The organism is Nocardiopsis sp. CNR-923, from assembly GCF_001942255.1.
Classification (GTDB): Bacteria; Actinomycetota; Actinomycetes; order Streptosporangiales; family Streptosporangiaceae; genus Nocardiopsis.
Map to the genome: position 1 here is coordinate 1 of NZ_MKKC01000089.1, position 24,775 is coordinate 24,775.

The window sequence follows — 24,775 nt, forward strand, 5'->3', positions numbered from 1 at the left end:
CCCCAGCACGGCGCCCGACGCACCGCCCCCGCACACGCGCGGCCGGGAACACTACGAGGGCGGCTACGAGGACGGCCGCTTCACCTGAACCGGACACCGCGCCGGTGACCGCCATCGGTGACACGGCGTGACAGGTCTGCGCCGCGCGGCACACCCCTTCACACCGCCGAGGCGACGGGACACCCCCGTCACCTCGGCGGTTCCTCGTTCCCGGCACGCACGTCCGGTGTGAAACCAGGAAAACGTCTGCCGAATCCACGACAGTCCGTCACACCACCTGCACTCCATTGACTACAGTTGGTGATTGACTCCGGACTCTTCGCGTCCGGACCGTCGTTCCGCGTCTCCACGCGCATCCCCCGTCCGGACACCGACGTCCGCGTGCGCCGCCACCCGACCGCCTGGTCCGACCCGAACGGAGCCACCATGCGCACCCACGCCCAGGGGCCACCGGCCGAGCCGCCTGCCGCACCGGCCACGCACAGCCGTCCGCTCGACCGCAGAACGGTCACGGCCGACGTCGGCGCCTCCCTCGTCGTGTTCCTGGTCGCCGTCCCCCTGTCCCTCGGCATCGCCGTCGCCGCGGGAGCGCCGCTCATCGCCGGGCTGACCGCGGCCGTCGTCGGCGGCATCGTCGCGGGGCTGCTCGGCGGCTCGATGGTCCAGGTCAGCGGACCGACCGCGGCGCAGACCATCATCGTCGCCGAACTGATCACGACCTACGGCTGGCGGGTCACCTGCCTCATCACCGTGCTCGCCGGACTGCTCCAGATCGCGCTGGGCGCCGTGCGCATCGCCCGGGCGGCGCTGGCGGTCTCCCCCGCGGTGGTCCACGGCATGCTCGCCGGGGTCGGCGCCACCATCGCCCTCGCACAACTGCACGTCGCGCTGGGCGGAGCACCGCAGAGCTCTGCGCTCAGGAACCTCGCCGACCTGCCGCACCAGGTCGCGCACAACCACACCGCCGCCGTCGCGGTCGGCGTCATCACCATCGCGATCATGTTCGGCTGGGGCCGGCTGCCCGCCATCGGCCGAATCCGCCCGTCGGCCGTGCCCGCCTCACTGGTCGCGGTGGGCACCGCCACGGCCATCGCCACCCTGGGCCGGTGGGAGGTCCAGACCGTCACCCTGCCCGACTCCCTGATCGAGGCCTGGTCCGGCCCGGCGCTGCCCGAGAGCGGCCAGTGGCACGGCGTCGTCCTGGCCGTGGCCGCGGTGGCGATGGTCGCCAGTGTGGAGTCGCTGCTGTCGGCCATCGCCGTGGACCGCGAGCACGGCGGTCGACGGGTACGGCTCAACCGGGAACTGTTCGGCCAGGGCGCCGCCAACACCGTCAGCGGAGCTCTGGGCGGCCTTCCCGTGGCGGGCGTGATCGTGCGCAGCACGACCAACGTGCGGGCCGGCGGGCGCACGCCGTTGTCGGCGATCCTGCACGGCGTGTGGATCCTGGTGTTCGTCGCCCTGTTCGCGCGCGTGGTCGAACTCATCCCGATGGCCGCGCTGGCCGCGCTGCTGGTCTTCGTCGGCGCACGGATGGTGTCCATCGCCCACCTGCGCGACCTGCGCCGCCACCACGAGGCCAGCGTCTACCTGGTCACGCTGTTCGCCGTGGTCTTCCTCGGGCTGCTGGAGGGGGTGTGCCTGGGCTTCGCGCTGGCGATGATCGTCTCCCTCCGTCGGCTGACCCGCTTCACCGTGCTCACCGAGGAGCGCGGCGGACGCGTGCACGTGTCCGTCCACGGGTCGCTGACCTTCCTGGGAGTGCCGCGCCTGGCGCACGTGCTGCGCACCATCCCACCAGGCGCCCGGGTCGACCTCGATCTGCACGTGGACTTCATGGACCACGCGGCGTTCGAGGCCGTGCACGCCTGGCGTGTGGACCACGAGCGGGGCGGCGGCGCCGTCGACATCGACGAGGCCCACGAGCAGTGGTACACGCGAAGCTCCACCCGGACGCGCCCGCGGCGAAGACCGCGCCGACCGGACCGGCGCGGTGGTGGGCGCCGTGGGAGATGCGTGGGGAGACCGGCGGCCAACTGAACGCCCTGGGGCTGCTGACCGCCGGGGCCCGCGAGTACCACGCAAGCACCGCCGACCGGATGCGGTCGGTGATGAGCCGCCTGGCACACGGCCAGAACCCGACCGCGCTGTTCGTCACGTGCGCCGACTCTCGGGTGGTGCCCAATCTCATCACCGCCAGCGGCCCGGGAGACCTGTTCACCCTGCGCAACGTGGGCAATCTGGTGCCGCCGTCGGAGACGCCCGGCGACGGCTCGGTCGGCGCGGCCGTGGAGTACGCGGTGACGGTCCTTGGGGTGCCGTCGATCGTGGTGTGCGGGCACTCGCACTGCGGGGCGATGCGGGCGCTCCTGGAGGGGGCCCACACGGACGCCGGCGAACCGGGCACGTCGCACATGTGCCGCTGGCTGGCCAACGCGGGACCGAGTCTGGCGCGCCTCGGCACGGCGCCGGACCTGCCGGAGGGCCCGCCGACGGCGGAGACGCTGTGCCGCCTGGCCCAGGTCAACGTCGAGGAGCAGCTCGGCAACCTCATGAGCTACGAGGCGGTTCGGGAACGGGCGGAGGCGGGGACGTTGACGCTGACGGGGATGTACTACGACCTGGAGACGGCGCGGGTGCACCTGTTGGACGCCGCGACGGGCCGGTTCACGCCTGTGCCGGGCGTCGTCACCGGCACGGTCCCGCCGCAGCGCACGGGCACGAACGTCGGTGGTCAGTTGATCGACGAGTCCCCGTCCGGTGCGTCGTCACGGCCGTCCTGTTGAACGCCGGACGCCTGGTAGGTGGCGAGCGCGATGATCACGACGATGGCCAGGATCGGCAGGCCGAAGAGGATCACCCAGATGAACGCTGAGCCGAACAAGTGTCACCCATTCCCGTGAACGCCGATGCCCGTCGGGCCGCCGACCTCGCGGCCCACGGGCGGACGCGCTCCCGACCCCGCCAAGGGTGAGGAACGCAGGGCCAATCTACCTTCGGACCCACGGCTCGGGCCATCACCCGAACGCTGTAGCCCCGTAGCCCCGGCGTGTCACGGCCGCACGGTCCGCCGGGACGGAACCCGAGCTCCCGCCCCGGCGATGTCTGCGCCGCTGTCCATCACCCTCGCCCAGTTCCCCCCGCGTGACGCGTGTTGGACGCTCACCCTCCCCAACGGTCACGTCGTGGTCGCCGTCGGCGCGGCCGTCACCCTTGACCGCGCGGTCGACGTGTTCCGCCGCATGAGCAGTGCCACCCGCGCCCACCTGTTCGCCGCCCTTGGCGTGCCGGACCCCGACACCGTCCCCGACGCCTACCAGTCCGCGCGGTGGTGGCGCCCGACCAGACGCTCACCCTCGCCCTCGTCGAGGGCATAGAGCGGTCCGGGAAGCTGTGCCCGTGGCCGCACAACGGCGGCGCCCAGGCGGAGGCCCGATGAACAACCGCATCACGTTCGGCCTCGTCGCCGACGTCCTCAAGGTCCTCGACGAGCACGGATTCCAGCGCGGCGACGACGGCGCGGTCGACGCCGGGCGGGTGGTCGCGTCCGGGCGCGTGCCGCGTACAGTGCCGCCCTCGACGAGGGGGTGACGCGCACCGGTAAGGAGCTTGCCGCACGGTTCAACCGTTCCGAGCGGTGGGGGCGTGACCGCGTCCGGGAGTGCCGCACCGCGTGACCACGCGGTGCGAGCGGGCTGTCCCTTCCGGGGCGGCCCGCTTCGCTGTGCCGTGGCTCGACAACCTCCTGACACGGCGAAGGCCCCGCCCTACTCTGAGAAGTGCGACCAACCAGAGAGACGAGGCCCGGTATGCCACAGCCTACCCCCGACCCTGCGGACGCGGCGCTCACCTTTGGGCAACGCCTGAAGATTCAGCGCACCCGTCGCGGCATGACCCGTGACGTCCTCGCCGGTCTGGTGGGCAAGTCCGCGTCATGGGTGAAGGCCGTGGAAACCGGCCGACTCCAGACGCCGAAGCTCGCGATACTCCTGCGGCTGGCAGAGGCATTGCGAGTGCGGGACCTTGCCCAGCTCACAGGCGATCAGTCCATGCCCATATCGCTGTTCACCGGCCCCGGCCACCCACGGTTGCCCCAGGTCCGCGCGGCCATCAACGCGCTTCCTGCTCTGTCTCCTCGGGAGGCGCCCCCGGTCGCGCACCTGCGTGCGCGCCTCGACCAGGCATGGTCGGCGCGGCACTCCTCACCCCACCATCGGGAAGTGCTGGGGCAGCTCCTGCCCGCGCTGATCGAAGACGCCCAGCTTGCCGCTCACCAGGCCGACGACCGCACCACCCGACGTGCCGCCCAAGCGATCCTCGCCGAGGTGTACGCGCTCTCACAGTTCTTCATCGCCTACCAGCCCGCCCAGGATCTTCTCTGGCGTGTCGCCGAGCGCGGCATGATTGCCGCCCATGACTCTGGCGACATGCACGCCATCGGCGTTGCCGCGTGGTTGATGGCCCAGGCGCACCGCGACGCCGGAGACTGGGACGCGGCCGACGTCGTGACGTCACACTCCCTGGAACTCCTCGGCCGCTATGCCGACAGTGACGCCGTCAACGTCGCGGCGATCCGGGGGGCGATGCTGTTCGAGGACGGCTACACAGCCGCGCGGCGGGGCGAAATCGGCACGGCATGGGGAAGGTGGGACGCGGCAAACGAGGTTGCCGCGCGGCTCCCCGGTGACTACTACCACCCGGTCACGTCGTTCTCACAAGCGATCATGGGCGCACACGCCGTCACAATCGCCGTAGAACTTCGGGCCGGTGGGGAATCGGTGCGGCAAGCCGCCCGCGCCGCGTCGACACAGATCCCGTCGCGTCCGCGCCGGGCGCGGCACGAGATCGAACAGGCACGCGCCTACTACCTCGACGCCCAACCCGAAGCGGCGTTGTCGGTGCTGGAAGCCGCGCACGAGGCAGCACCCGAGACGATCCGTTTCAACGGATACGCGCGGCGGATTGTCCTGGAAGAACTGGATGAGCGAGACGGACGTCGACAGCGGCGCGCGTCGGAGTTGGCGGACCGGTTGGGGCTGCTGACCGTGTGATGTCGAGGGGGTACATACTGTGCCCTCCCTTGCCTTCGTGCGCGCTTAGCGTCGTGTCACCACGCACACGGCTTCCCCCGAGGTGACCGATGACGACCGCTCTCGTCGAGGGCGTCGAGCCGACCCTCATGGAGGACACCGCCGACCAGCTCGAAGCCCGGATGATCAACCCGGACCCGTGGGGCAACCAGCGCTGGGAGTCCCTCCGGTGACCTTTGAGGAGTTCGCCCGGCTCACCGCACCACGCACCCCACGTGAGGCCGTCCGCGTCCCCGACGGCGGCCCGCTCCCTCGCAGACGCCCGGGAGCCTCTGAACTCGTGCGCGGGGAACGCCGCGACACACCTCGCGCGCCCAGGAGCGAGCGCCCGTAGTCTCCCGCGCTGCGGTCCCGTGTTCCTTGGGGAAGGGCGCTGGTCGACAACCGCAGCGCGGGTCCACACGACCGCCTCATATGGAGGGTAAGAGGCGGTCACCCGGGAATCCGTCACCCCGGGCGTAGGGCCACCAGTGGGAGGCTGGTGGCCCTCACTGGTGTTCTTCGCCAGCACGACCGCTTCATCGTGTCTGTCATGCCCACTGATAAGCGGTGTGTTACCACCGGGTAGCCGGGATAGATCCGGGATATGAGCCCCTCTCAACTGCATACGCGCAGGTGAGGGAGGGAGTCGGCCGGTAAGCCGGATTCTGTCGGTCCGAAGGGACCGGACGGCCATCCATCTGGGACCGCCGTTGCCGACGGCCTCGGTGCGGTCTACCCGCGAACTCGGGCGGGCCGCCCTCGAACATCCGCGCGGGAGCCCGAAGACTCCCTTTTTGACCTTGCTCCGGGTGGGGTTTACCTAGCCGACCGGATCACTCCGGCCGCTGGTGGTCTCTTACACCACCGTTTCACCCTTACCACCGCGAGCGGTGGCGGTCTGTTCTCTGTGGCACTGTCCCGCGGGTCACCCCGGGTCGGTGTTGCCGACCACCCTGCCCTGTGGAGTCCGGACTTTCCTCGAACCCGTGCCGTGGGCACGGGTCCGCGACCGTCTGGCCGACTCCCCCTCACCCCGCATTCTACGCGCGTTGGCCGGGGCTTCCGTCCAGATGGGCGGTGTCGTTGAGCGCGCGGACCACCATGGGGCCGTCGGCGTAGCAGTCGACCTCGGTCAGGCAGGCCGTGTCCAGGTGCATCCGGTACAGCGCCGCCAAGGGCGCCAGCATCGCCTGTTGGACGACCACCTTGATCGGCGTCACGTGGGTGACCACCAGGACCGTGCGGCCCGCGTACCGGTCGACCAGTGCGTCCCGCGCGGCCACGACCCGCGCGGCGGCGTCGGCGAAGCTCTCGCCGCCCGGCGGAGCCGTCTCCGGATCGGCCAGCCATCGGTCGACCTGCTCGGGCGCCAGGGCACGCGCCTCGCCGAAGGTCATCCCCTCCCAGTCCCCGAAGTCGGTCTCGACGAACCCCTCGTCGGTCTCGACCGACAGTCCGAGCTCCTTCGCCGCGTAGGCGGCGGTGTCCCGGGTCCGCCGCAGGGGCGAGGAGACCACCGCGTCGATCGACCACCCGGCCAGGCGGCGCGCGGCGGCCGCGGCCTGGGCGTGTCCGTCGTCGGTCAGCGGGAAGTCACCCCGGCCCGCGAAGCGGCGCTCCACCGACAGCGGGGTCTGCCCGTGCCGCAGCAGGACCAGCCGGGTCGGCCGGCCCTGCGCGGACGCCCAGCCGGCGCTCACTGCTCCGCCTGGGGGCCCAGACCCGACTCCTCGGTGCGCACGAGGATGCGGCGGCAGTCCTCGCAGCGGACGATCTCGTCGGCGGGGGTGGCCCGGATCTCGTTGAGCTCGACCGTGCTGAGCGCGAGCTTGCATCCGCCGCAGCGCCCGTACCGCAGTGGCGCGGCGGCCAGCCCGTCGTACTGACCGCGCAGCTTGTCGTACAGCGCCAGCAGGTCGGCGGGGACGTCGGCGGCGACGCGCTCGCGGTTGCGGGCGATTCGGTCCCGGTCCAGGCCGATCTCGGCGACTGCGGTGTCGCGACGGGCCGTGACCTCGGTGTACCGGGCGGCCGTCTCCTCGTGTTCGGAGGTCAGACGGGCGAACTCGGTCTCCAGTCCCTCGGCGCGCTCCATCACCGCCAGGACCACCTCCTCCAGCTCGGACTGGCGGCGGCTCAGGGAGGCGATCTCCGACTGGAGGTTCTGCAGCTCCTTGGAGTTGGTGATGGCCCCCGACTCCAGGCGTCCCGAGTCGCGCTCGGCACGCGCCCGCACCTGGTCGACGTCGCTCTCTGCCTTGCGCTGTTCACGGCCCACGTCGGAGATCCGCGTCCGCACGGCGATCAGTTCGGCGTCGATCCGGTCGACGCTCTCCTTGAGCTCCACCGACTCGGAGTCCTCCTTGAGGTTCCGGGCACGGTGGTCCAGACGCTGGAGCTCGGTGTCCAGGGCCTGGAGGTCGAGCAATCTGGCCTGTGCGGCGGGTTCGGCTTTCACGTGTCACGTCTCCTGGAGTGGCTGGGGAAGGCGGGGTCGCCGTCCGCGCCCGTCTCTGTGCAGTTGGTTCGGCCGCCCGGCGGGGCGGAAGGGGGCCTCAGATGTGGTGGAAGGTCTGCGACCAGGCGTCCGTCACGACCGTCGACACCCGGATCTCCACGTTAGCCCCATCCCGGCCGTCCCCGCGCGCGAGCGCGTCGGCCAGGTGGATCGCCCCGTCGGCGAGCCAGGGCCACTCGCTGGCGAAGTGGGGGGTGTCGACCAGCGCGGGTCCCGGGTCCTCGGCGAACTCCGAGGCCGGGTGATGGCGCAGGTCCGAGGTGACGAACGCGTCCACGCCCGCGGCCCGGGCGACGCCCAGGAGGGAGTCGCCCGCCCCGCCCGACACGGCGACCGTGGTGATCAGGCGGTCCAGGTCTCCGCAGACGCGGATCCCGGGCGCGTGGCGGGCAGGCCCTGGGCGACCTGGGCGGCGAAGTCGTGCAGGATCATCGGCTGGTCGAGGACGCCGATCCGTCCGATGCCGCGCCGCCCCTCGGGGTCGGCGGTGTCGGGGTCGAGCGGACGCAGGGGCCCGTTCAGACCGACCGCGCGCGCCAGGGCGTCGGACACGCCGGGCGCGGCGGTGTCGGCGTTGGTGTGCGCGGTGTACAGCGCGGCCCCGGCGCGGATGAGCCGGTGGACGACGTTGCCCTTGGGGGTGTTCGCGGCGACGGTCGTGACGCCGCGCAGCATGAGCGGGTGATGCGTGACGACCAGGTCGGCCCCCCACTCCAGGGCCTCGTCCACGACCGCGGCCACCGGGTCGACGGCGAACAGGACGCGCTCCACACGCTGATCGGGATCGCCGCACACGAGTCCGACCGCGTCCCACGACATCGCCCACGCGGGTGGGTAGATCTCCTCGAACGCGCAGATCACGTCGGCCAGGCTGTGGGATGGGGTCGCGGTGCTCACGGCCACGACCCTAGCGCCTGACCGGACCGCCGCGTTCGGGGAGCCGGTCCGTGAGCCGACTGGCCACGGAGCCCAGACGGTCGACGACCTCGGGCGGCGCGTCCAGGTCGAAGTCGGCGCCCAGCGAGATCACGGCCAGCGTGTACTGGCAGGCCAGGTCGAGCGCGTCGGCGCTGATCCGCACCACGCACGCGTCCGGTCCCGTGGCCTCGATCGCGCACGGTATCAGCCCGTGGAGCCGGGTGCGCACGGTCTCGGCGGACAGGTCGAGACCGATCCGCGCCGTGTGACGGTGGGTCGCCCCCGCGAACGAGCGGACCACGTACTCGGCTGGGTCGGCCGCGGGCAGCCGTCTGGGGGCGAAGCGGCGGTGCGTGCGCCGGATGCCGTCCATCCGGTCCACCCGGAAGGTCCGCCAGTCGCCGCGGTCGGTGTCGTGCGCGATCAGGTACCAGCATCCCTGGTAGTCGACCAGGTGGTGCGGTTCGACCCGGCGCTCCCCTCGGCTGCCCTCCCGGCTTCGGTAGTCGAAGTCCACGACCGCGTGCTCCCGGCAGCACGAGCCCAGCATCCCCAGGTCGCAGGGGCTGACGGTCGGGACGTCCCTCCGGCGCACCGCCGTGGTGGTGTCGCTCACCGCGGCCAGGCGCGGGCGCAGCCGGGACGGCAGCACCCGCTGGAGTTTGGCCAGCGCCTGGAGCGCGCTCTCCTCGACACCGGACACGGTCGCCAGGCTGAGCCCGATCGCCACCGCCTCCTCGTCGTTGAGCAACAGGGGCGGAAGTTCGTGCCCGGGAGCCAGCCGGTAGCCGCCCGCGGCCCCGGGCACCCCCTCCACCTGGTAGTCGAGGGACCGGAGCCGGTCGACGTCCCGACGGAGGGTGCGGGCGCTGACCCCGAGGCGGCCGGTCAGTTCCGTGCCCGTCCACTCACGACGGCTCTGCAGCAGAGAAAGAAGGCGCAGCAACCGCTGCGGCATGCCTTTGCGGACCGATGTGTCGTCCATGAACCAAGGATGCCAGTCACCGCGGCCAAGATGTGGCCGCAATGCCTTCTACGTTGTCCGCATGACGCAGACGACGCAGGACACGAACGTGGTGGAAGCACTGGCCGCACGGGTCTCCGGACCGGTGCTCTCGCCGACGCGGGACGGATACGACGCGGAGCGGACCGGGCTCCAGCTGACGGGCAGGCACCGCCCCTCGGCGGTGGTGGGCGCCGCCGACGCGGACGACGTGAGGGCAGCCGTGGCCGTGGCCGCCGACCAGGGGCTCCGGGTCGCGGTCCAGGCGAGCGGCCACGGGGTGGGCGTGCCCCTGGACGGAGGCGTCCTGATCAGCACCCGCCGTCTGGCCGGGGTGCGGGTGGACCCCGACCGGCGGACGGCGTGGGTGGAGGCGGGCACGCCCTGGGCCCGCGTCATCGCGGCCGCCGCCGAGTACGGGCTGGCCCCGCTGTCCGGGAGCGCGCCGGGCGTCGGCGCGGTCCCGTACACGCTGACCGGCGGCATGGGACTGCTGGCCAGGACGCATGGCTACGCCGCCGACCACGTCACGCGCCTGGACGTGGTGACCGCCGACGGGAGGGCCCGCCGGGTGACGGAGCAGGAGGAACCGGACCTGTTCTGGGCTCTGCGCGGCGGTGGCGGCGCGTTCGGAGTGGTCACGGGGATGGAGATCCGGCTGTTCCCCCTGGAGCGGTTCTACGCCGGCAGCCTCTTCTTCGACGTCGACGGGGCGCCGAGATCCTGGACGCGTGGCGTGAGTGGACCGCCACGGTTCCCGAGGAGCTGACCTCGGGGCTGACGAAGGTGGTGTTCCCCGACGTTCCGGGCGTGCCCGAACCGCTGCGGGGCAGGCACGTCGCCCAGGTGGTGGTGGCCTGGGCGGGCCGTCCCAACCGGGGGCCGGCCGTGGTCGAGCCGCTGCGCGCCGCCGGGCCGATCCTCACCCAGACCCTGGGCGAGCTGCCCTACGCCAGGTCCGGTGAGGTGTACGCCGAACCCGACCAGCCGCATGGCTTCCGGTCACGCAACCTCCTGTTGGACGGGCTGGACCCGACGGCGACCGCACGGCTGACCGAGATGACCGGGTCCGAACTGCCGTTCACGGCGGTGGTGGGGCTGCGCCACCTGGGCGGAGCCCTGGCGCGACGACCGAGCCCTCCAACGCGGTCGGCCACCGCGACGCCGCCTACTCACTGACCGTGATCACCGTCAACGGGGGCGGCGAGGAGGATCCGGGGGCTCGGGAGCTGCGGGACGGGGCCGCCGCGCTGTTCTCCGGGCAGGCGATCGGGCGCTCGCTCGGGTTCAGCTTCGGCCCGCTCGGCGACGCCGAGGTGGGGGAGGCCTTCGCACCGGAGGACGTTCGGCGTCTGTCGCGGATCAGGGGCGCGTACGACCCGGACGAGGTAATCCTGTCCAACCACCGGATCCCGCCGCTGGTGTGAGGGACGGGTCCGGCCGCACCCCGCGCGTGCGGCCGGACCCGTGCCCACCTGCGTCTAGGCTGGTCCCCGCTATGAACAATGAACAACAGCGACCCCAGTCCCCAGTCGGAGCCCACGTTCCGGTCGCGGGCGGCATGGCCGCCAAGGGCCTGGCCTACGCAGAGGAGATCGGCGCCGAGACGGTGCAGGTGTTCGTGTCCAATCCGCGCGGATGGGCGACCAACGGAGGCGACCCGGAGCAGGACGCCCGGATGCGGGAGCGCACCGACCTCCCGTTGTTCGTGCACGCGCCCTACCTGATCAACCTGGGCGCGCCCAACGAGGAGACCGCGCACAAGTCGGTCCGGTCCCTGGAGCACGCGCTGACCCGGGGCGGGGAGATCGACGCCCGCGGTGTGGTGGTGCACACGGGGTCCGCGGTCTCCGGAGGTCGCGAGGCCGGGTTGGAGCGGGTCCGGACCCGGCTGATGCCCCTGTTGGAGCGGCTCGGCGACGACGTCCCGCCGGTGCTCCTGGAGCCGATGGCCGGCCAGGGCCAGGTGCTGTGCGCCACCGTCGACGACCTGGTGCCCTACTTCGAGGCCCTGGACTGGCACGACAACGTGGGGGTGTGCCTGGACACCGCCCACCTGTTCGCCGCCGGACACGACATCTCCACGCCGGAGGGCATGCGCGCGACCCTGGACCGCTTCGGTCAGGCCGTGGGCGGGGACCGGCTGCGGGTGATCCACGTGAACGACTCCAAGGAGCCGTGCGGGAGCAAGAAGGACCGCCACGAGAACATCGGCGCGGGGCACATCGGGGCGCGGCCCTTCGGCGAGCTGTTCACGCACCCGGTGACCGCGGGGATCCCGCTGATCCTGGAGACGCCCGGCCCGGCGAAGCCGCACGCGGCCGACGTCGCCGCGCTCAAGGAGTTGCGCGGGAGCTGACCCCGGGTGGGCGCGGGGTCGGTCCAGGTCGGAGCGATCCTCCCGGGCGTGCACGGAACCGGCGCGTACCCCACCGTCGTTGTCCACGGGAATGGGTCACAATGGACGGACACGCCCGTGCGGGATGGGCCTCGCGTCAATGGAAGGGAGCCCCGGATGGATCCGGTCTCCATGGTCGTCGGCGCCACGATCGCCCTCGGCGCATTCCTGGCCGGTCGGATCCTCACCCGGCGCCAGGCGAGGCAATCGCTCGAACAGCAGCGGCGCGAGGAACAGGCCCGGACCCCGTACGGCGGCCCGCAGCAGCCCCAGCCGCTCTGCGGATGCGGCCACCACCTGGTCTTCCACGACCGGGAGTCCAGAAAGTGCATGACGCAGGTCGTCATCCCCGGCCGTTGGACGGGGCAGAGCGGGTCGACCTATCGCCAGTGCATGTGTCAGGGGTACCGGGGCCCGATCCCGGTGGACGAGTACTACGCCCCGGACCTGTTGGAGGGCAACGGTCCCTAAGCCCTCAGGGCTTAGCGGTCCGCCCACGTCCGTGGGTGCCCGGGGGTGTCCGCCTGTGTTAGGCACCCTGTTAGGCACCCCGGGGAGAGAGAAAACCAGCAGGTCTGTGCGCCAAGGGGCCAGACGCTTCACGCGTCTGGCCCCCTTTCATCGCCGAGACGATGATCGCTGCTCAGCTGGCGGCATCCCCCGACCGGCGGGAGAAAGCCGCGATGATCTCGGCCGCCGCTTGCTGTGCGGTGACGGCCCCGGTGTCGACCGTCAGGTCCGCGTACTCCAGCGGCTCAGTCTCATCCCACGCCTTCACTCGGGCACGGGTATCACCGGTACCGCGATCCACTATCCGTTGCAGCGCTATCCCACGCGGGCAAGTCAGAGAAACGATGAGCCATTGCCCATGGAGCGCCTCGGTAATGGTGGGAATCGCTTCCTTCTGCCCTAGATGGACCACTGGAAAACCACCTTTGGCCATCTCCACGACACCACGCCTGTCAACTACGTAGCACGCATCGTACCGATAATTCTCCCAAACAACCTCACCACGACTCCAGAGATCTTCGAGATAGCTTCGATCAACCACTCTGTATTCGGCAGACCTTCCGCCTCCCACCTTGATCTTCCTGAAGAGAGCAAAGCGTCCGTCAAGCTTTTCGATCTCGCGCGTTATCGTACTCTTCCCCGACGCTGGCGGACCGTAGAGAAGAATCCCCTGGATCTTCATTCATTTCCTTCCAGGATCTCCTTCAAGAGCTGATCCGCCTGGATCTGCAACGGGGAACTCGACGCCGAGTTGTCGATTAGGACATGGTCCACTGGTGGCCGGAAGTCCGCCCTGATGCCGGCTAGGTACCCCTCCCAGTCCGCCAACTTGGCCGCATCCCGGGCCGCCCCCCGATGCCGGATGTAGGTGTGCATCGTTTCTTCGTCGCAGTAGACCCATACGAAGGTGGTCTTCGACTCCAAGCTCGAATATGTAGCCTTTACCCGATCGATCCAAGCCGGATCGTTGAGCTCTCGAATAAACGGTGCCGTCACGATCACACTTGTTCCGCACTCAACGTTTTCCCGAGCTGCTGCGGCCAGCGCCTCATACTCGCGTGGTCGAATCTTAGTCAAATAAGTTTCCGACTCTCGGTCGTGCGGAGAGCACCCGAGAACTTCCAGAGCGGCTTCCACCACAGGGCGCGTCAGCGTGTCCTTGTCAAGAAGCGGCCAACCAGTCGAGCGAGCGATGATTCTGCCGAGTTCTGTTTTCCCACTACCTGCGTATCCACCAACGAAAATGACATTCGGCGTTCGCAGACGGATTCCGAGCCGCCGCCCTTGATCCGGAGCATTGACAACCCGTTGAGAACGCGACTTGCTAATGACAAGCCCTTCCTCAACCAGCAGCTTCATCGCTTCCGTGATCGTGAAGACGCTGACCTCCCACTGGCGCGCCAGCTCTCGGGTAGAGGGGAGGACCTGCCCGTGCCGGAGTACCCCCGCCTCGATGTCGTTGCGGATGTTGCGCGCCACCTGCTCATACAGAGCCTCGGATCGCGGCATGCGAGTGCGAGAGGTCATGGACTGCTCTTCCAGTAGGAACGGTGCCAACCCGGACATCCTACCTGTGGCCTAACAGTGGACAGTCAGCGTATTCCCAGGTCAGAGCAGGTATGAAAAGTTTCTCATGCCTAACAGTTGACCTGTTCCCATATCAACTGTTAGCTTCCTCTCATGGCCGTCAGCGAACAGCCCCGGACGCGCGGGGACAGCAGCGGACAGCCTTCCAGCACGCAAAAGCGGCCCTGGGTCGCACCGCCAAGCACAACCCCAGGACCGCCACTCCATGGAAGGAGTATCACCAGCATGCCCGACTCCAACAGCAGTACCAAGGCGCTGCTCACGATCCCCGAAGTCATGGAACGGCTTTCGTTGGGCCGCAGCGCTCTGTACGAGCAGATGAAGGCCGGCCGCCTCCGCTTCATCAAGCTCGGTCGGTCCCGCCGGATCCCGGCTGCCGCCGTCGACGAGTTCGTCAAGCTCCTGGAGCGCGAGTGCGTCAACGAGGTGGCCTGACATGACCGCCACGACCTTCCACGCCGCCTTCCTCGGTCCGTTCACCTTGGACCTGACCGCCCCCACCGCCGAGATCACCATCGAGACCGTCCCCTGCCTGACCAAGGCCAGCGCCCGCATCACCGGCCCCGCCGAGATCATCGACCAGGCCGTCCAGACCTTGGCCGCACAGCGGTGGATGGTGACCCTCCCCCAGAGCAAGGGCACCATGACCAGCTTCGGCACGGTGACCAACGTGTCCCACCGCGGTGGCGCGGTCATCCAGGCGGGCAACATCTCCGGCACCGTGGCCTTTTCCGGCGGTGACCTGTATGTCGGTTCAAGCAGCGCCACCCCGACGGCGGTCGTGAGCCAACCCGCGTCCACGTCCGCCTCCCCGAGGGGACCGGCCTGATCATCCAGACTACGAACGGCACGGTGCGCGCCTGCGGCGTCTACGGCCGTGTGGACTTCGACAGCCACAACGGGTCCCTGGACCTGGACAGGGCCGTGCGCGTGGACGCCGGGACCAACAACGGGTCCCTCACCATCGGCGCGGCCTCCGAAGAGATCGACGCGTCCACCACCAACGGGTCCATCGACATCAACGCCAGCGCCCCCGTCACCCGCGCGAACACCTCGAACGGCAGCGTGTTCGTCTCCGCTGCCGGTGCGCACCGGATCGACGCCCGCACCACCAAGGGCGACGTCACCGTGCTCCGCAACGGCCACCCGGGAGCCGACATCCGCACCCGCACCACCAACGGCCGCGACCGCGTCCGCTGACCCACCCCACCCCGAGGCAGAAAGAAAGGAAACGAGCACATGATCGCAACACCCCAGACCGTTCAGGCCACGCGTCTGCTGTCCACGCCCGAACTCCTGGTGATCGCGTCGGTGATCGTCGGGCAGATGGACCAGAAGTGGGCCGAGTGCCCCCACATGGGCGTCTTCACCGACCACATCCGAGGCTCGCGGACGCCGCTGGTCAAGCTGCACATCGACGCTCAGGGCACCACCGCCCTGGAACGGGCCGCGTGGTTGGCCGACGTCGCCCGAGTGGTGGGGGAGCCCACCCCCGCCCCCTGGTCCGGGATCGCGTCCATCTACCACCAGAACTGGCAGGACACGGGCATCACCGTCTCGGCTGCGGCCCACGTCGCCACCCCGACCCCCAGCCGCTCCCACACCAACCGCTGACCTCCGCGCGGTGCCGTCGCCCTGGAAGCCACGACGGAACTGCGCACCGAAACCACACCACCACGACCGGCAACAACGCCTGAGGAGAACCACCATGAGCCGCCCGAAGCCCTACAGCCGCGTCATCCGTTTCCAGCACGTCGGCCTGCACACCCGCGTTGAGGACCTGGTCGCCAACGTGCGCATCTCCGACGCCGGATTCGGCCCGCACATCGTCCAAGACCTGGACTCCCTCATCTCAGCCCACGTCCGTCCGCTCCTCGCCCATGACGGGGACCTGCGGGTCGACGTGCACCCCGACCAGGGCCACGGGTTCGTGTACGGCCGCGCCGCCAACAGCAAGGAACCGGTTCTGGCCGCGTTCACCGTCCACCTGGTCGACGAGGACGTCCCGGCCGCGGACACCACTGAAGCCTGACAACCCGGCGGGCCCCACCCGAACGCACGAGGCTGGGCCCTGAACCCCACACCGGCGGCCCCAGCCACCGCCTACCAAGCCAGGCCGAGGCCGCCCCAACCGAAGGGATCACCACCATCATGCGACACCGACAGATCAACGTGTTCCTCGCCGCTCTGGTCGCGCTTTTGGCCGCTGGGATCGCCGTCGACGAGGGCACCAACCCGGTCCTCCTCGCGATCTTCGCCGCCGCGTGCGGCTTTCTCGCGCTCGCGGGTGCCGACTCCTGGCACCGCCGCCGTTCCAGCATCCGCCGCCGGGTCCGCCTCCTCACCCAGACGCGCACCGTTGCCCGCCGTTCCCGCGACACGAGGCAGGCGAACCGATGACCAAGCGCTACATCGACCGCGATGGCGACGTGTGGGAAGTCCCCACCGACACGCTCCTCAACACCCAGACCGGGCGGATCATGCTCCGCGACGAGGTCGAGGCCTTCTTCGGACCGCTCACCGAGGAGGACGACCGGTGACGACCACGCACATGATCCAGACCGCCGGTGTCCTCACCCTCGCCGTGGTGCTGCTTCTGGCCCTGGTCGTGGTCGTGCTCCGGCTGGCGGCCCTGCCGCTGGCCGGGGCCGCCCTGGCCCTGGACCACACCGCCGACCTGGTCGCCCGCCCCCTGCCCCCCATCCCCACCCGACACCCGGAAGGAGGCACACGCTGATGGCACCCCACCCCGACACCACCGAGGCCGCAAAGATCCGCCGGGAACTGGCCGAGAACGCGCGACCACTGAGGCCCGCACCGCTGACCGTCTGGACCGGCTACGCTCACGCCAGACCGCCGCCCGTGACCAGCGCCGCATCCGCCAACGGGCGCTACGGGACAAGGCCACCGACCGGCTGCGCAAGGCCAAGGCCGCCGCGGACGTGCGCGGCACCGCCGAAGCCCGCGCCCTGCGCATCTCACGCACCCGCACCCTGTCCCTGCTCGTGCTGCTCCCGGTTCTGGCCGCGTTCGGGATCTGGTCGACCGCCGGAGTCCACGCCGGGGTCACCACCATGACCGCCACCCCTGCGGGCACCGCGATGTGGTGGGCGCTGTGGTTGCTGGAACCGGCGCTGATCACCGGAGTGGGGTGGATCATCCTGTGCCGGTCGTGGCTGTCCACCTCCGGCGGCATCCTCGGCGACCAGGCCGACACCATCATGAAGGGCGCGTTGGGCGTCTCGATCGTGCTCAACGCGATCGGACATTGGCCCGATGCCCTGTCCTGGCAGGGTGTGGGCGGTCTGATCGCGCACTCGCTGGGGCCCATCGGAGCGGCCACCACCGCGCACCTGATCGGGCTGATCGAGAGCGCTGTCACCCAGGCCAACCCCACCCAGGGCGCACCGCTGTTGGACACCCTCGACACCACTGACGCGGATGAGAAGGCCGCTTCTGAGACCGCCCCGCGTGAGGGTGGCGAGAGCGCTTTTGAGAGCACCCCCGACACCGCTCCGGAAGCGGCCTCGGTGGACCGGTCCCGGAACGCTGTGCGTGCGCTCGATATCCCCGCCGGGGCGGTGCGGCTGCCCGTTATCCGGTGCTGTGGCCCTGCCGTTGGGAGCAAGACCCCGGCCGCGATCGAGGCCGCTCCCGGAACCGTTGCTGAGAGCGGTCGCCGTTCGACCCCTGACCAGCCCAAACAGCGGGTTTCGGAAGCACCCGCCAAAGCCCGCTCCGACAAGGGCCGCACGCTCCCCAAAGCGGCCACCCCGACCGCTTCCCAGCAGTCCACCCGGGCGCTTGCGGATGAGGATCTGGCCGAGCGCCTCGACCAGATCATCGCGGCCGGACAAATGCCCGAGGGCGCTTCCGTGCGCCGTGTTCAGAGTGCTCTGGGGTGCGGGTTCGACCGCGCCAAGCGGGTGCTGTCGATGCGCGCCGAACGCACCGGGACCGTCACCGACCCCGCCCACTTGACCGCCATCCCCGCTGCCCGTGAGGAGAACGCAGCATGAGCCGCCCCACCCCGTACCACGCGCCCTGGGAACTGCCCCACGGGCAGGACACTGACGGGCGGGTGCTGCCCTTCCCCAACCGCCACCACCCCCGAACCCGCGAGTGAGCCCCCACCCCGGACGCCAGTGCCGGTGTGGAGGTGGTCGAGGACGCCGACGTGGAGGTCCTGGACACTGACGACGCCAGCCCGGTGCTCCGTGTGGACGCCCAGGTCGATGAGTGGGCCCAGGAGTCCCACTGGCTCGCCGGCCTCGCCGAGCGGTCCCGTACCGCCCGACCCGTCCTGCCCCCGTGGATGCGCTCGACCTCCGAGGCCGGTCGGGTGGCTCGGTGGGTGGTCGCCTACTACGCCCACGTGGGCGCTTACCACGCCACCCGCTCACCCTTGTACGTGCTCCGGCTGATGGGCCGCTCCCCGCGTGGGCTGGCCCGTGTCGTGGGCGGCTATACCCGCTGGGTCGCCGACACCGAGTCCCGGGCGCTGATCAGGGAGGCCGCTGGGCGTGAGCTGAGGATGGACCTCGGTGAGGGACTGCTCAGCAAGGTCAACGGCGACTCCCAGCGGTACCTGATGCTGACAATGCGCCACGACCACCGCGTCAAGGCCCGCGTCATCCTCACCGTCGTGGCCGTCCTGCCGGTGCTGGTCACCCTCGGCGCGGTGGGCGTGGCCACCATCGGAGCGTGGTGGACGCTGTTCGGCGCGTCCCTGGTGCTCGGACTCCTCGGGCGCCGTCCGGACCGGCCGATCATCGACCGGGCCGTGCTGCCCACCCATGTGGCCAAGCTTGACTCCGACGCCGTGCTGCGCGCCCTGGGGGCGTTGGGGATCAGCGAGGTCACCAAGGCCCTGGCCCCCAAGGGTGCGGGGATCGGCTTCACCGCCCCCATCACCCGGGACGGCCCCGGGTGGCGGGCCGAGGTTGACCTGCCCTACGGGGTCACCGCCGCGGACGTGGTGGAGCGGCGTGAGAAGCTCGCCTCCGGCCTGCGCCGCCCTTGGGGTGTGTGTGGCCCGAGGGTGTCTCCGACGAACACCCGGGCCGGTTGGTGTTGTGGGTGGGTGACCAGCCCATGAACAAGGCCAAACAGGCCCCCTGGCCGCTCCTGGAGAGCGGTTCGGCCAGCATCTTCGACCCGCTCCCCTACGGGGTCGACCAGCGCGGACGTCCCGTCAACGTCACGTTGATGTTCGCGAACCTGCTGATCGGCGCGATCCCCAGGATGGGCAAGACGTTCGCGTTGCGGGTGCTGTTGCTGGCCGCGGCGTTGGACGTCACCGTCCAGCTGCGGATCTTCGAGCTGAAGGGCACCGGTGACCTGTCGATGCTCGAACAGGTCTGCCACGACTACGGTCAGGGGTTCACCGACCCCGTCTTGGAACGGGCTCTGCGGTCCCTGCGTGAGGTCCGCAAAGAACTGGTCCGGCGGGCCGACGTCATCGCTGGCTTGCCGCGGGATCTGTGCCCGGAGAACAAGGTCACCCCCGAGTTGGCCGCGAACAAGAAGCTCGGGTTGCACCCGATCGTGTTCGCGGTGGACGAGTGCCAGATGCTGTTCGACCACAAGGAGTTGGGCACCGAGGCCAGCCAGATCGCCGAGGAGATGATCCGTCTGGGGCCCGCGTTGGGGATCATCCTGATCGCGGCCACGCAGCGACCGGACAAGGACGCCATCCCCACGGGGGTGTCCGCGAACGTGGGTCTGCGGTTGTGCTTCAAGGTGATGGGGCAGGTCGAGAACGACATGGTTCTTGGGACGTCCAGCTACAAGAACGGGCTGCGGTCCACGACGTTCACCATGTCCGACAAGGGCATCGCCTATGCGGTGGGTGTGGCCGACGACCCGCTGATCTGCCGCAGCGCGTTCGTGGACGGCCCCGACGCTGAGAGGGTCGCTGACCGTGCCCGCGTTCTGCGGGAGCGGGCCGGACGCCTGACGGGGGTGGCCGCAGGGGAAGAAGCCGCCGCTGCCGCTCCGGCCGCCAGCGACGTGCTTGAGGACCTGGCCGCGGTCTGGCCCCGGGGTGAGGACAAGGTGTGGTCGGTGGACCTGGTCGACCGGCTCGCCGATCTTCGCCCGCAGGTGTACGGGCCGTGGGCGCAGTTGGAGGACACCGCCAAGGCCCGTCAGCTCAACACTGCCGTCAAGCCCTACGGGATCAAGCCCGGACCGGTCGGGCGGACGGTGAACGGCAAGCGGTCCACCAAGTACGGGATCAGCCTGGACGAGGTCACCGCCGTGATCGCGGAGCGTGACCAAAACCGGTCCGGGTGACGTCTGAAACCGGCCGCTTCCACTAGCGGTGAGAGTCGCTAGTACTAGCGACCCCACTAGCGCGCCAAAAACGCGTCCGAGCAGGCGTGTAGCGCACTAGCTCGACCTGCGACAACACCCCGGAACAGCCCTGTGGGGCAGGGTTGCACCCCTCCCACAGTCAGCTACCACCTTCCCATTGTCGATTACGGAAAGTAGCAAACGTTGATGGCTACCAACCAGCATCGGAGCCAAGGGGCGTGGCACATATGAGTGCTCACGAACGCCTGATCCAGCGGTTGGCCGAACTGGGCAAACACGTCGACGGTTCTGGGAGGAAGGCCCAGTGCCCAGCGCACGAGGACCACTCTCCTTCCCTGTCGATCGGTCCCGCCAGCAAGTATCGCGGCGTGGTCTTCCACTGCCACGTGGGATGCGCTAAGGACGACGTCTTGGATGTTCTCGGCTGGAGCCGAAGCGACCTGCGGGACGATCCACAAGCCGCCGGTGCGCAGCGGAGCACGGTCACGGCTGAGTACGAGTACACCGACGAACAGGGGCGTGTGCTCTTCGTCAAGGAACGCCGTGTTCCCAAGGACTTCCGCTGCCGTAAGCCAGATGGCCGCGGCGGGTGGCTCTGGAAACAGGCCGTGGAACGTCGCGTGCTCTACCGCCTTCCCGCCGTCATCGAGGCCGTCGCCCAGGGGCAGACGGTCTACCTCGCTGAAGGTGAGAAGGATGTCCATGCCTTAGAGCGCGCTGGTGTGGTGGCAACCTGCAACTACGACGGAGCGGCGAAGGCTGGCCAGCGGAGCAAGTGGCGCCGCGAGTACAACGAGGTCCTGTCAGGGGCCGACGTCGTGGTAATCGCTGACCGGGACGAACCCGGCTACGCCCACGCCGCCGCGATCTCTTCTGGACTGGAAGGCCATGCCCATTCGGTGAGAGTGGTGCAGGCCAAGGAAGGCAAGGACTTCTCCGACCACGCCGCCGCGGGATACGGCGTGACCGAGCTCGTCCCCGTCCCTTCCTCCGCTGCGTCGCCTTCTCCTCTCCCGTCGGCCGATGGCGATGACGGTGACGGTCAGGAGGGCGTGTCCGTCGCCGCACAGCTCGTGGAACTCACGGTGCGCAGGTATGAGTTGTTCCTGTCCGACGACGGTCGCCCCTACGCGGTTGAGAAGGACGGCCCCAACGTCGCCCTGCCGTTGAGGGGAAAGGCCGGCCTCCGGGCGCGCCTGGCGGACGTCTACGGGAGCGAGAACCGCGGGAGGGTGCCCTCCCAGTCCGCGTTGACCGACGCGGCCATGGTCTTGGAGGGCAAGGCCGGGCGCTGCGAACAACGCCGCCTGAGCCCGCGCGTGGCCAACGACGGGGACCAGATCGTCGTGGACCTGGGTACACCCGACGGCCGCTGCGTGATCATCGGTCCTGGCGCATGGGAGCGCCGTTCTCGATCCCCCGTCACCTTCCGCCGGTCCCAGATCATGCGCCCCCTTCCGGATCCCATCCGCGAGGGTGACGGCCTAGCCAAGCTCCACGCGCTGCTCAACATCGACGAGGAGCACTTCCGACTCCTGGTCGGATGGCTGGTGGCGGGTTTCATGCCCGACATCCCCCACCCGATCCTCACCTTCACCGGAGAGCAGGGAACGGGGAAGTCGAACGCGGCCAAGGCCGCGGTGAACTTGCTCGACCCCTCAGGCGCGCCGAAGCGTCTGCCTCCGCGTGACATGAAGGCGTGGTCGACGCAGGCGTTCAATTCGTGGGCGATCTGCTTGGACAACGTCTCCAGGATTCCCGACTGGCTGTCGGACACGCTGTGCATGGCGGTGACCGGCGCGGGAATCCCAGAGCGCGCCCTCTACACCGATGACGACCTGATCGCGCTGGAGTTTCGGCGAGTCCTCGCGATGACCACGATCGACGCCGGAGCGCTCAAGGGTGACTTGGCCGAGCGCATGCTCACCCTCGAACTTCAGCTGATCCCCGACAGCAAGCGGCGGGACGAAGCCGAGATCGAGCGCGCCTACGCTGACGCGCACCCGGCGATTCTGGCGTCCCTGTTCGACCTGTTGGCCCGGGTACTCAAGGCCCGTCCACATGTCGACTTGGAGCGCAAGCCCCGCATGGCCGACTTCGCCCGTGTTCTGGCCACCATCGACCACTTGAACGGCTGGAACACGCTACGGACCTACACCGAGGGATCCCGGGACGTCGTCGCCGATGTGCTGGAAGGCGACGCATTCGGTTCGGCGGTACTGGAGATGATGCGCATCCGGGGCACCGAGTGGAGCGGGAGCGCCGGGGAACTTCTGGCCGAACTGGACCATGTGCACATAGGCGATGGTGTCGACCTCAAGCCCAAACCCCGCGCGAAGGGCTGGCCGACCAGCCCGCGTGCGGCCGGTGGCGCGCTCAAGCGCATCGCCCCGGCGCTGCGGACCATGGGCATCGACTACAGCACCAAGCGGGGACACGGCGGGAAACGGCTGCACCTGCTGACCCCCTCAGCGGAGAGTGGGCGCATCCAACCGTCACCACCGTCACTAGCTGACCTCAGCAACCTCCTGAACAGCACAGACAGCGGTGACGGTCGGGGATCTGCAACCGTCACCCAACCGTCACCACTCGGCTCAACCGTCACCACGCTCACAGATGACGGTGACGGTCAGCCGATCGATGGTGACGGTCGACCGTTCCGACCGTCACCCTCCAGCACCCAGGCTGACCAGGGTGAACACGGCCATGGTGACGGTATTGACGGTGGTGACGGTTCAATGCGGCAACTCTCTCCCGCTCCCCAACCGTCCGAGTCCGCCGAGTCGGGTGAGTGCATGGCGTGCGGAAGCCGCTTTCGAGGCCGGCCAAAACACCCCACCCCCGCCACTGCACGCCGTGCGCGATGCACCGCCGCGTCGCAGTCTGAGTCCTCACACACCTCGGTTCGCACCGCCACGCACAACACCGGGTTCCGCATCCATGGAAAGGAACACACCGCATGACCACCAGCCCAGATCCCGAGGAACCGAAGAAGCGCCGCGGTCGACGCGGTGAGGGAAGCATCCACTGGGACAGCACGAAGAAGTGCTATGTGGGAGCCATCTCGCTTGGATTGGACGCACGCGGAAAGCGACGCCGCCCCAAGGTCTACGGGGCCACGAAGACCGAGGTGCGCAACGAGCTCCGCAAGCTGCGCAACGAAGTAGAGGCAGGGGTCAAGTCCTCCGCTCGATACACGGTCGCTGACGCGGTCGAGGAATGGCTGAGCACCCCCAAGAAGGGACGCTCCGCGGACACCGTCGACCAGTACCACCAGCAGTTCAGGGTCCACATCAAAGGCTCCGTGGGTCGTCTCAAACTGCGCGACCTCGAACCGGAAGACGTCGAGGAATGGCTCGATGACAGAGCCGATGCGCTGGCCACGTCGGTCGTTCGACGGCTCCTGTGGATCCTGAGGTCCGCTATCAAGCAGGCGCAGAAACGCGGCAAGGTCATCCGCAATGTGGCGGATCTGGTGGAAGCGCCTGATGGGCGTCCCGGACGCGCAAGCAAGTCACTGACGCTGGAAGAAGCGCGGGCCCTTGTCAGCGCAGCGCGCGGCTACGCACTCTACGCCTACATCGTCGTGATGCTGACCACGGGAATCCGTAACGAAGAGGCTCGGGCCCTGCAATGGGATCTAGTGGATCTGGAAGGCGACCCGAACGCGGAGCCACCCATCCCTCCATCCATTTCCGTGTGGCGCTCTGACCGCGTGGGCGGCGACACCAAGACACGGAAAAGCAAGCGCACACTCGCCCTGGGGGGACTCGCGGTGGAGGCTCTGAGGATCCGCCGCCAGGAGCAGGACCGGCAGCGGGCGCAAGCCGGTGAGCGCTGGCACAACACAGGCCTGGTGTTCTGCACAGCGCTGGGGAAGTCCTACACGCGCTTCACCACGCACAAAATGTTCCGGCCCATCATCAAACGGGCCGGGCTGGCGAACTGGACACTGCGGGAGCTGCGACACAGTTTCGTCTCCCTCATGTCCGCGGACGGTGTCCCGGTCGAGGAGATCGCGCGCATCGCCGGCCACGCCACGACGGTGACCACGGAGACGTACTATCGACGGGAGCTGAGGCCCGTGCTCACCGAGGGGGCCCAGCGTATGGACGTGATCCTGGCGAGCGAGGCGGTGGAGGAAGACAGTTAGGCACCCTCTTAGGCCCCTGACGCCCCTTCGCGGTAGCCCTGACCTGCACGTGGTGCCATGCCGCCAGTGCATGTGTCAGGGGTACCGGGGCCCGATCCCGGTGGACGAGTACTACGCCCCGGACCTGTTGGAGGGCAACGGTCCCTGAGCGGCTCCGCCCGCCACGGGCCACCGGTCCGCGCCGTCGCCGATCCCAGGGCCGCGCGGCTACGGAGGCTGGGCCACGGGCCGCGCCGGGATGACAACCGTCCGTCCCGCCGAGACAATGGCCCAGCACCGAACAGCCAGAGAGCGGACG

At 69.5% G+C, this 24,775-nt stretch carries 28 protein-coding genes, 1 other RNA gene and 2 pseudogenes; 23 read left to right on the top strand and 8 right to left on the bottom strand.

The features are described 5' to 3' along the window. Window positions 1-426 precede the first annotated feature (426 nt). A pseudogene (locus BJF83_RS15200) lies at window positions 427-2,786 on the top strand (SulP family inorganic anion transporter). On the opposite strand, the gene BJF83_RS27935 reads toward BJF83_RS15200, so the two are convergent. Continuing rightward, window positions 2,735-2,884 carry a hypothetical protein gene (locus BJF83_RS27935; RefSeq protein ID WP_187347161.1) on the bottom strand — a complete coding sequence of 50 codons (150 nt, stop codon included), beginning with the start codon at window positions 2,882-2,884 and terminating at the stop codon, window positions 2,735-2,737. The pseudogene BJF83_RS15200 and the gene BJF83_RS27935 overlap by 52 nt on opposite strands. A 217-nt stretch (window positions 2,885-3,101) precedes the next feature. Between BJF83_RS27935 and BJF83_RS15205 the strand changes: the two genes are divergently transcribed. From BJF83_RS15205 to BJF83_RS29285, 4 genes are all read left to right on the top strand, one after another. Further along, the gene (locus tag BJF83_RS15205) at window positions 3,102-3,377 is read left to right on the top strand and encodes a hypothetical protein (RefSeq protein WP_075926811.1); all 276 of its coding nucleotides are present in this window, start codon (window positions 3,102-3,104) and stop codon (window positions 3,375-3,377) included. A 58-nt stretch (window positions 3,378-3,435) separates the two neighbouring features. Beyond that, window positions 3,436-3,591, top strand: coding sequence for a hypothetical protein (locus BJF83_RS27500; RefSeq protein WP_158070376.1), 156 nt, complete (start codon window positions 3,436-3,438; stop codon window positions 3,589-3,591). 218 nt (window positions 3,592-3,809) lie between these two features. Beyond that, window positions 3,810-5,051, top strand: coding sequence for a helix-turn-helix domain-containing protein (locus tag BJF83_RS15210; protein WP_075926812.1), 1,242 nt, complete (start codon window positions 3,810-3,812; stop codon window positions 5,049-5,051). 89 nt (window positions 5,052-5,140) lie between these two features. Further along, window positions 5,141-5,263, top strand: a complete 123-nt coding sequence (locus BJF83_RS29285; protein WP_262391569.1) for a hypothetical protein — start codon at window positions 5,141-5,143, stop codon at window positions 5,261-5,263. A 447-nt stretch (window positions 5,264-5,710) separates the two neighbouring features. Here BJF83_RS29285 and rnpB read toward each other — a convergent pair. The 5 genes and pseudogenes from rnpB to BJF83_RS15235 form a co-directional block, all read right to left on the bottom strand. Continuing rightward, window positions 5,711-6,097: RNase P RNA component class A (rnpB, locus tag BJF83_RS15215), an RNA gene on the bottom strand. 15 nt (window positions 6,098-6,112) lie between these two features. Then, window positions 6,113-6,772, bottom strand: coding sequence for a histidine phosphatase family protein (locus tag BJF83_RS15220; protein ID WP_075926813.1), 660 nt, complete (start codon window positions 6,770-6,772; stop codon window positions 6,113-6,115). Next, complete coding sequence (locus tag BJF83_RS15225) at window positions 6,769-7,530, bottom strand: zinc ribbon domain-containing protein (protein ID WP_075926814.1); 762 nt, start codon at window positions 7,528-7,530, stop codon at window positions 6,769-6,771. Before BJF83_RS15225 ends, BJF83_RS15220 begins: the two co-directional genes overlap by 4 nt. Before the next feature lie 97 nt (window positions 7,531-7,627). Further along, a pseudogene (locus BJF83_RS15230) lies at window positions 7,628-8,409 on the bottom strand (Nif3-like dinuclear metal center hexameric protein). 88 nt (window positions 8,410-8,497) lie between these two features. Further along, on the bottom strand, window positions 8,498-9,493 hold the full coding sequence (locus tag BJF83_RS15235; protein WP_075926815.1) for a YafY family protein: 996 nt from the start codon (window positions 9,491-9,493) through the stop codon (window positions 8,498-8,500). Window positions 9,494-9,554: 61 nt separating this feature from the next. Between BJF83_RS15235 and BJF83_RS29290 the strand changes: the two genes are divergently transcribed. The 5 genes from BJF83_RS29290 to BJF83_RS15250 all read left to right on the top strand — a co-directional run bounded on the left by BJF83_RS29290 (window position 9,555) and on the right by BJF83_RS15250 (window position 12,380). Continuing rightward, the gene (locus BJF83_RS29290) at window positions 9,555-10,280 is read left to right on the top strand and encodes an FAD-binding oxidoreductase (protein ID WP_262391570.1); all 726 of its coding nucleotides are present in this window, start codon (window positions 9,555-9,557) and stop codon (window positions 10,278-10,280) included. Between the two features lie 20 nt (window positions 10,281-10,300). Continuing rightward, complete coding sequence (locus BJF83_RS29295; protein WP_262391571.1) at window positions 10,301-10,690, top strand: hypothetical protein; 390 nt, start codon at window positions 10,301-10,303, stop codon at window positions 10,688-10,690. A 2-nt stretch (window positions 10,691-10,692) separates the two neighbouring features. Beyond that, entirely contained in the window at window positions 10,693-10,938 is a 246-nt protein-coding gene (locus BJF83_RS29300; RefSeq protein ID WP_262391572.1) for a hypothetical protein, read from the top strand. A 71-nt stretch (window positions 10,939-11,009) separates the two neighbouring features. Next, window positions 11,010-11,870 carry a deoxyribonuclease IV gene (locus BJF83_RS15245; protein ID WP_075926816.1) on the top strand — a complete coding sequence of 287 codons (861 nt, stop codon included), beginning with the start codon at window positions 11,010-11,012 and terminating at the stop codon, window positions 11,868-11,870. A 156-nt stretch (window positions 11,871-12,026) separates the two neighbouring features. Continuing rightward, window positions 12,027-12,380, top strand: coding sequence for a hypothetical protein (locus BJF83_RS15250; protein WP_075926817.1), 354 nt, complete (start codon window positions 12,027-12,029; stop codon window positions 12,378-12,380). 172 nt (window positions 12,381-12,552) lie between these two features. Here BJF83_RS15250 and BJF83_RS15255 read toward each other — a convergent pair whose 3' ends face one another. Both BJF83_RS15255 and BJF83_RS15260 read right to left on the bottom strand, forming a co-directional pair. Next, window positions 12,553-13,101: an AAA family ATPase gene (locus BJF83_RS15255; RefSeq protein ID WP_075926818.1), complete on the bottom strand. Its 549-nt coding sequence runs from the start codon at window positions 13,099-13,101 to the stop codon at window positions 12,553-12,555. Next, entirely contained in the window at window positions 13,098-13,898 is an 801-nt protein-coding gene (locus BJF83_RS15260) for a GntR family transcriptional regulator (RefSeq protein ID WP_262391573.1), read from the bottom strand. The genes BJF83_RS15255 and BJF83_RS15260 overlap by 4 nt, the downstream gene beginning before the upstream one ends. Before the next feature lie 333 nt (window positions 13,899-14,231). Here BJF83_RS15260 and BJF83_RS15265 point away from each other — a divergent pair, with 333 nt between their 5' ends. The 13 genes from BJF83_RS15265 (at window position 14,232) to BJF83_RS15320 (ending at window position 24,477) form a co-directional block, all read left to right on the top strand. Beyond that, window positions 14,232-14,441, top strand: a complete 210-nt coding sequence (locus BJF83_RS15265) for an AlpA family transcriptional regulator (RefSeq protein WP_075926819.1) — start codon at window positions 14,232-14,234, stop codon at window positions 14,439-14,441. Window position 14,442: 1 nt separating this feature from the next. Beyond that, the gene (locus BJF83_RS15270) at window positions 14,443-14,835 is read left to right on the top strand and encodes a hypothetical protein (protein WP_075926820.1); all 393 of its coding nucleotides are present in this window, start codon (window positions 14,443-14,445) and stop codon (window positions 14,833-14,835) included. Window positions 14,836-14,858: 23 nt separating this feature from the next. Further along, window positions 14,859-15,206: a hypothetical protein gene (locus BJF83_RS15275; RefSeq protein ID WP_075926821.1), complete on the top strand. Its 348-nt coding sequence runs from the start codon at window positions 14,859-14,861 to the stop codon at window positions 15,204-15,206. 39 nt (window positions 15,207-15,245) lie between these two features. Beyond that, window positions 15,246-15,620, top strand: coding sequence for a hypothetical protein (locus BJF83_RS15280; protein ID WP_075926822.1), 375 nt, complete (start codon window positions 15,246-15,248; stop codon window positions 15,618-15,620). 94 nt (window positions 15,621-15,714) lie between these two features. Further along, entirely contained in the window at window positions 15,715-16,038 is a 324-nt protein-coding gene (locus tag BJF83_RS15285; RefSeq protein WP_075926823.1) for a hypothetical protein, read from the top strand. Between the two features lie 119 nt (window positions 16,039-16,157). After that, the gene (locus tag BJF83_RS15290) at window positions 16,158-16,406 is read left to right on the top strand and encodes a hypothetical protein (RefSeq protein WP_075926824.1); all 249 of its coding nucleotides are present in this window, start codon (window positions 16,158-16,160) and stop codon (window positions 16,404-16,406) included. Beyond that, entirely contained in the window at window positions 16,403-16,546 is a 144-nt protein-coding gene (locus BJF83_RS27505; RefSeq protein WP_158070377.1) for a hypothetical protein, read from the top strand. The genes BJF83_RS15290 and BJF83_RS27505 overlap by 4 nt, the downstream gene beginning before the upstream one ends. Continuing rightward, the gene (locus BJF83_RS15295; protein WP_075926825.1) at window positions 16,543-16,743 is read left to right on the top strand and encodes a hypothetical protein; all 201 of its coding nucleotides are present in this window, start codon (window positions 16,543-16,545) and stop codon (window positions 16,741-16,743) included. Before BJF83_RS27505 ends, BJF83_RS15295 begins: the two co-directional genes overlap by 4 nt. A 205-nt stretch (window positions 16,744-16,948) precedes the next feature. After that, a complete protein-coding gene (locus tag BJF83_RS15300; RefSeq protein ID WP_075926826.1) occupies window positions 16,949-18,025 on the top strand; it encodes a hypothetical protein in 1,077 nt (358 codons plus the stop codon). 134 nt (window positions 18,026-18,159) lie between these two features. Next, a complete protein-coding gene (locus tag BJF83_RS15305; RefSeq protein ID WP_075926827.1) occupies window positions 18,160-19,104 on the top strand; it encodes a hypothetical protein in 945 nt (314 codons plus the stop codon). Beyond that, window positions 19,086-20,303, top strand: coding sequence for an FtsK/SpoIIIE domain-containing protein (locus BJF83_RS15310; RefSeq protein WP_143831901.1), 1,218 nt, complete (start codon window positions 19,086-19,088; stop codon window positions 20,301-20,303). Before BJF83_RS15305 ends, BJF83_RS15310 begins: the two co-directional genes overlap by 19 nt. Before the next feature lie 248 nt (window positions 20,304-20,551). Then, window positions 20,552-23,287, top strand: a complete 2,736-nt coding sequence (locus tag BJF83_RS15315) for a hypothetical protein (protein WP_075926829.1) — start codon at window positions 20,552-20,554, stop codon at window positions 23,285-23,287. Continuing rightward, complete coding sequence (locus BJF83_RS15320; RefSeq protein WP_075926830.1) at window positions 23,284-24,477, top strand: site-specific integrase; 1,194 nt, start codon at window positions 23,284-23,286, stop codon at window positions 24,475-24,477. Before BJF83_RS15315 ends, BJF83_RS15320 begins: the two co-directional genes overlap by 4 nt. The last annotated feature ends 298 nt before the right edge of the window (window positions 24,478-24,775 follow it).

Excerpts from the sequence above, each read along its gene's own strand:
- BJF83_RS15270 (WP_075926820.1), top strand. The coding sequence starts at position 14,443 with ATGACCGCCACGACCTTCCACGCCGCCTTCCTCGGTCCGTTCACCTTG.
- BJF83_RS15285 (WP_075926823.1), top strand. The coding sequence starts at position 15,715 with ATGAGCCGCCCGAAGCCCTACAGCCGCGTCATCCGTTTCCAGCACGTC.
- BJF83_RS15205 (WP_075926811.1), top strand. The coding sequence starts at position 3,102 with ATGTCTGCGCCGCTGTCCATCACCCTCGCCCAGTTCCCCCCGCGTGAC.
- BJF83_RS27500 (WP_158070376.1), top strand. The coding sequence starts at position 3,436 with ATGAACAACCGCATCACGTTCGGCCTCGTCGCCGACGTCCTCAAGGTC.
- BJF83_RS15210 (WP_075926812.1), top strand. The coding sequence starts at position 3,810 with ATGCCACAGCCTACCCCCGACCCTGCGGACGCGGCGCTCACCTTTGGG.
- BJF83_RS29290 (WP_262391570.1), top strand. The coding sequence starts at position 9,555 with ATGACGCAGACGACGCAGGACACGAACGTGGTGGAAGCACTGGCCGCA.
- BJF83_RS15315 (WP_075926829.1), top strand. The coding sequence starts at position 20,552 with ATGAGTGCTCACGAACGCCTGATCCAGCGGTTGGCCGAACTGGGCAAA.
- BJF83_RS15235 (WP_075926815.1), bottom strand. The coding sequence starts at position 9,493 with ATGGACGACACATCGGTCCGCAAAGGCATGCCGCAGCGGTTGCTGCGC.
- BJF83_RS15320 (WP_075926830.1), top strand. The coding sequence starts at position 23,284 with ATGACCACCAGCCCAGATCCCGAGGAACCGAAGAAGCGCCGCGGTCGA.
- BJF83_RS15245 (WP_075926816.1), top strand. The coding sequence starts at position 11,010 with ATGAACAATGAACAACAGCGACCCCAGTCCCCAGTCGGAGCCCACGTT.
- BJF83_RS15255 (WP_075926818.1), bottom strand. The coding sequence starts at position 13,101 with ATGAAGATCCAGGGGATTCTTCTCTACGGTCCGCCAGCGTCGGGGAAG.
- BJF83_RS15265 (WP_075926819.1), top strand. The coding sequence starts at position 14,232 with ATGCCCGACTCCAACAGCAGTACCAAGGCGCTGCTCACGATCCCCGAA.
- BJF83_RS15250 (WP_075926817.1), top strand. The coding sequence starts at position 12,027 with ATGGATCCGGTCTCCATGGTCGTCGGCGCCACGATCGCCCTCGGCGCA.
- BJF83_RS15290 (WP_075926824.1), top strand. The coding sequence starts at position 16,158 with ATGCGACACCGACAGATCAACGTGTTCCTCGCCGCTCTGGTCGCGCTT.
- BJF83_RS15280 (WP_075926822.1), top strand. The coding sequence starts at position 15,246 with ATGATCGCAACACCCCAGACCGTTCAGGCCACGCGTCTGCTGTCCACG.
- BJF83_RS27505 (WP_158070377.1), top strand. The coding sequence starts at position 16,403 with ATGACCAAGCGCTACATCGACCGCGATGGCGACGTGTGGGAAGTCCCC.
- BJF83_RS29285 (WP_262391569.1), top strand. The coding sequence starts at position 5,141 with ATGACGACCGCTCTCGTCGAGGGCGTCGAGCCGACCCTCATGGAGGAC.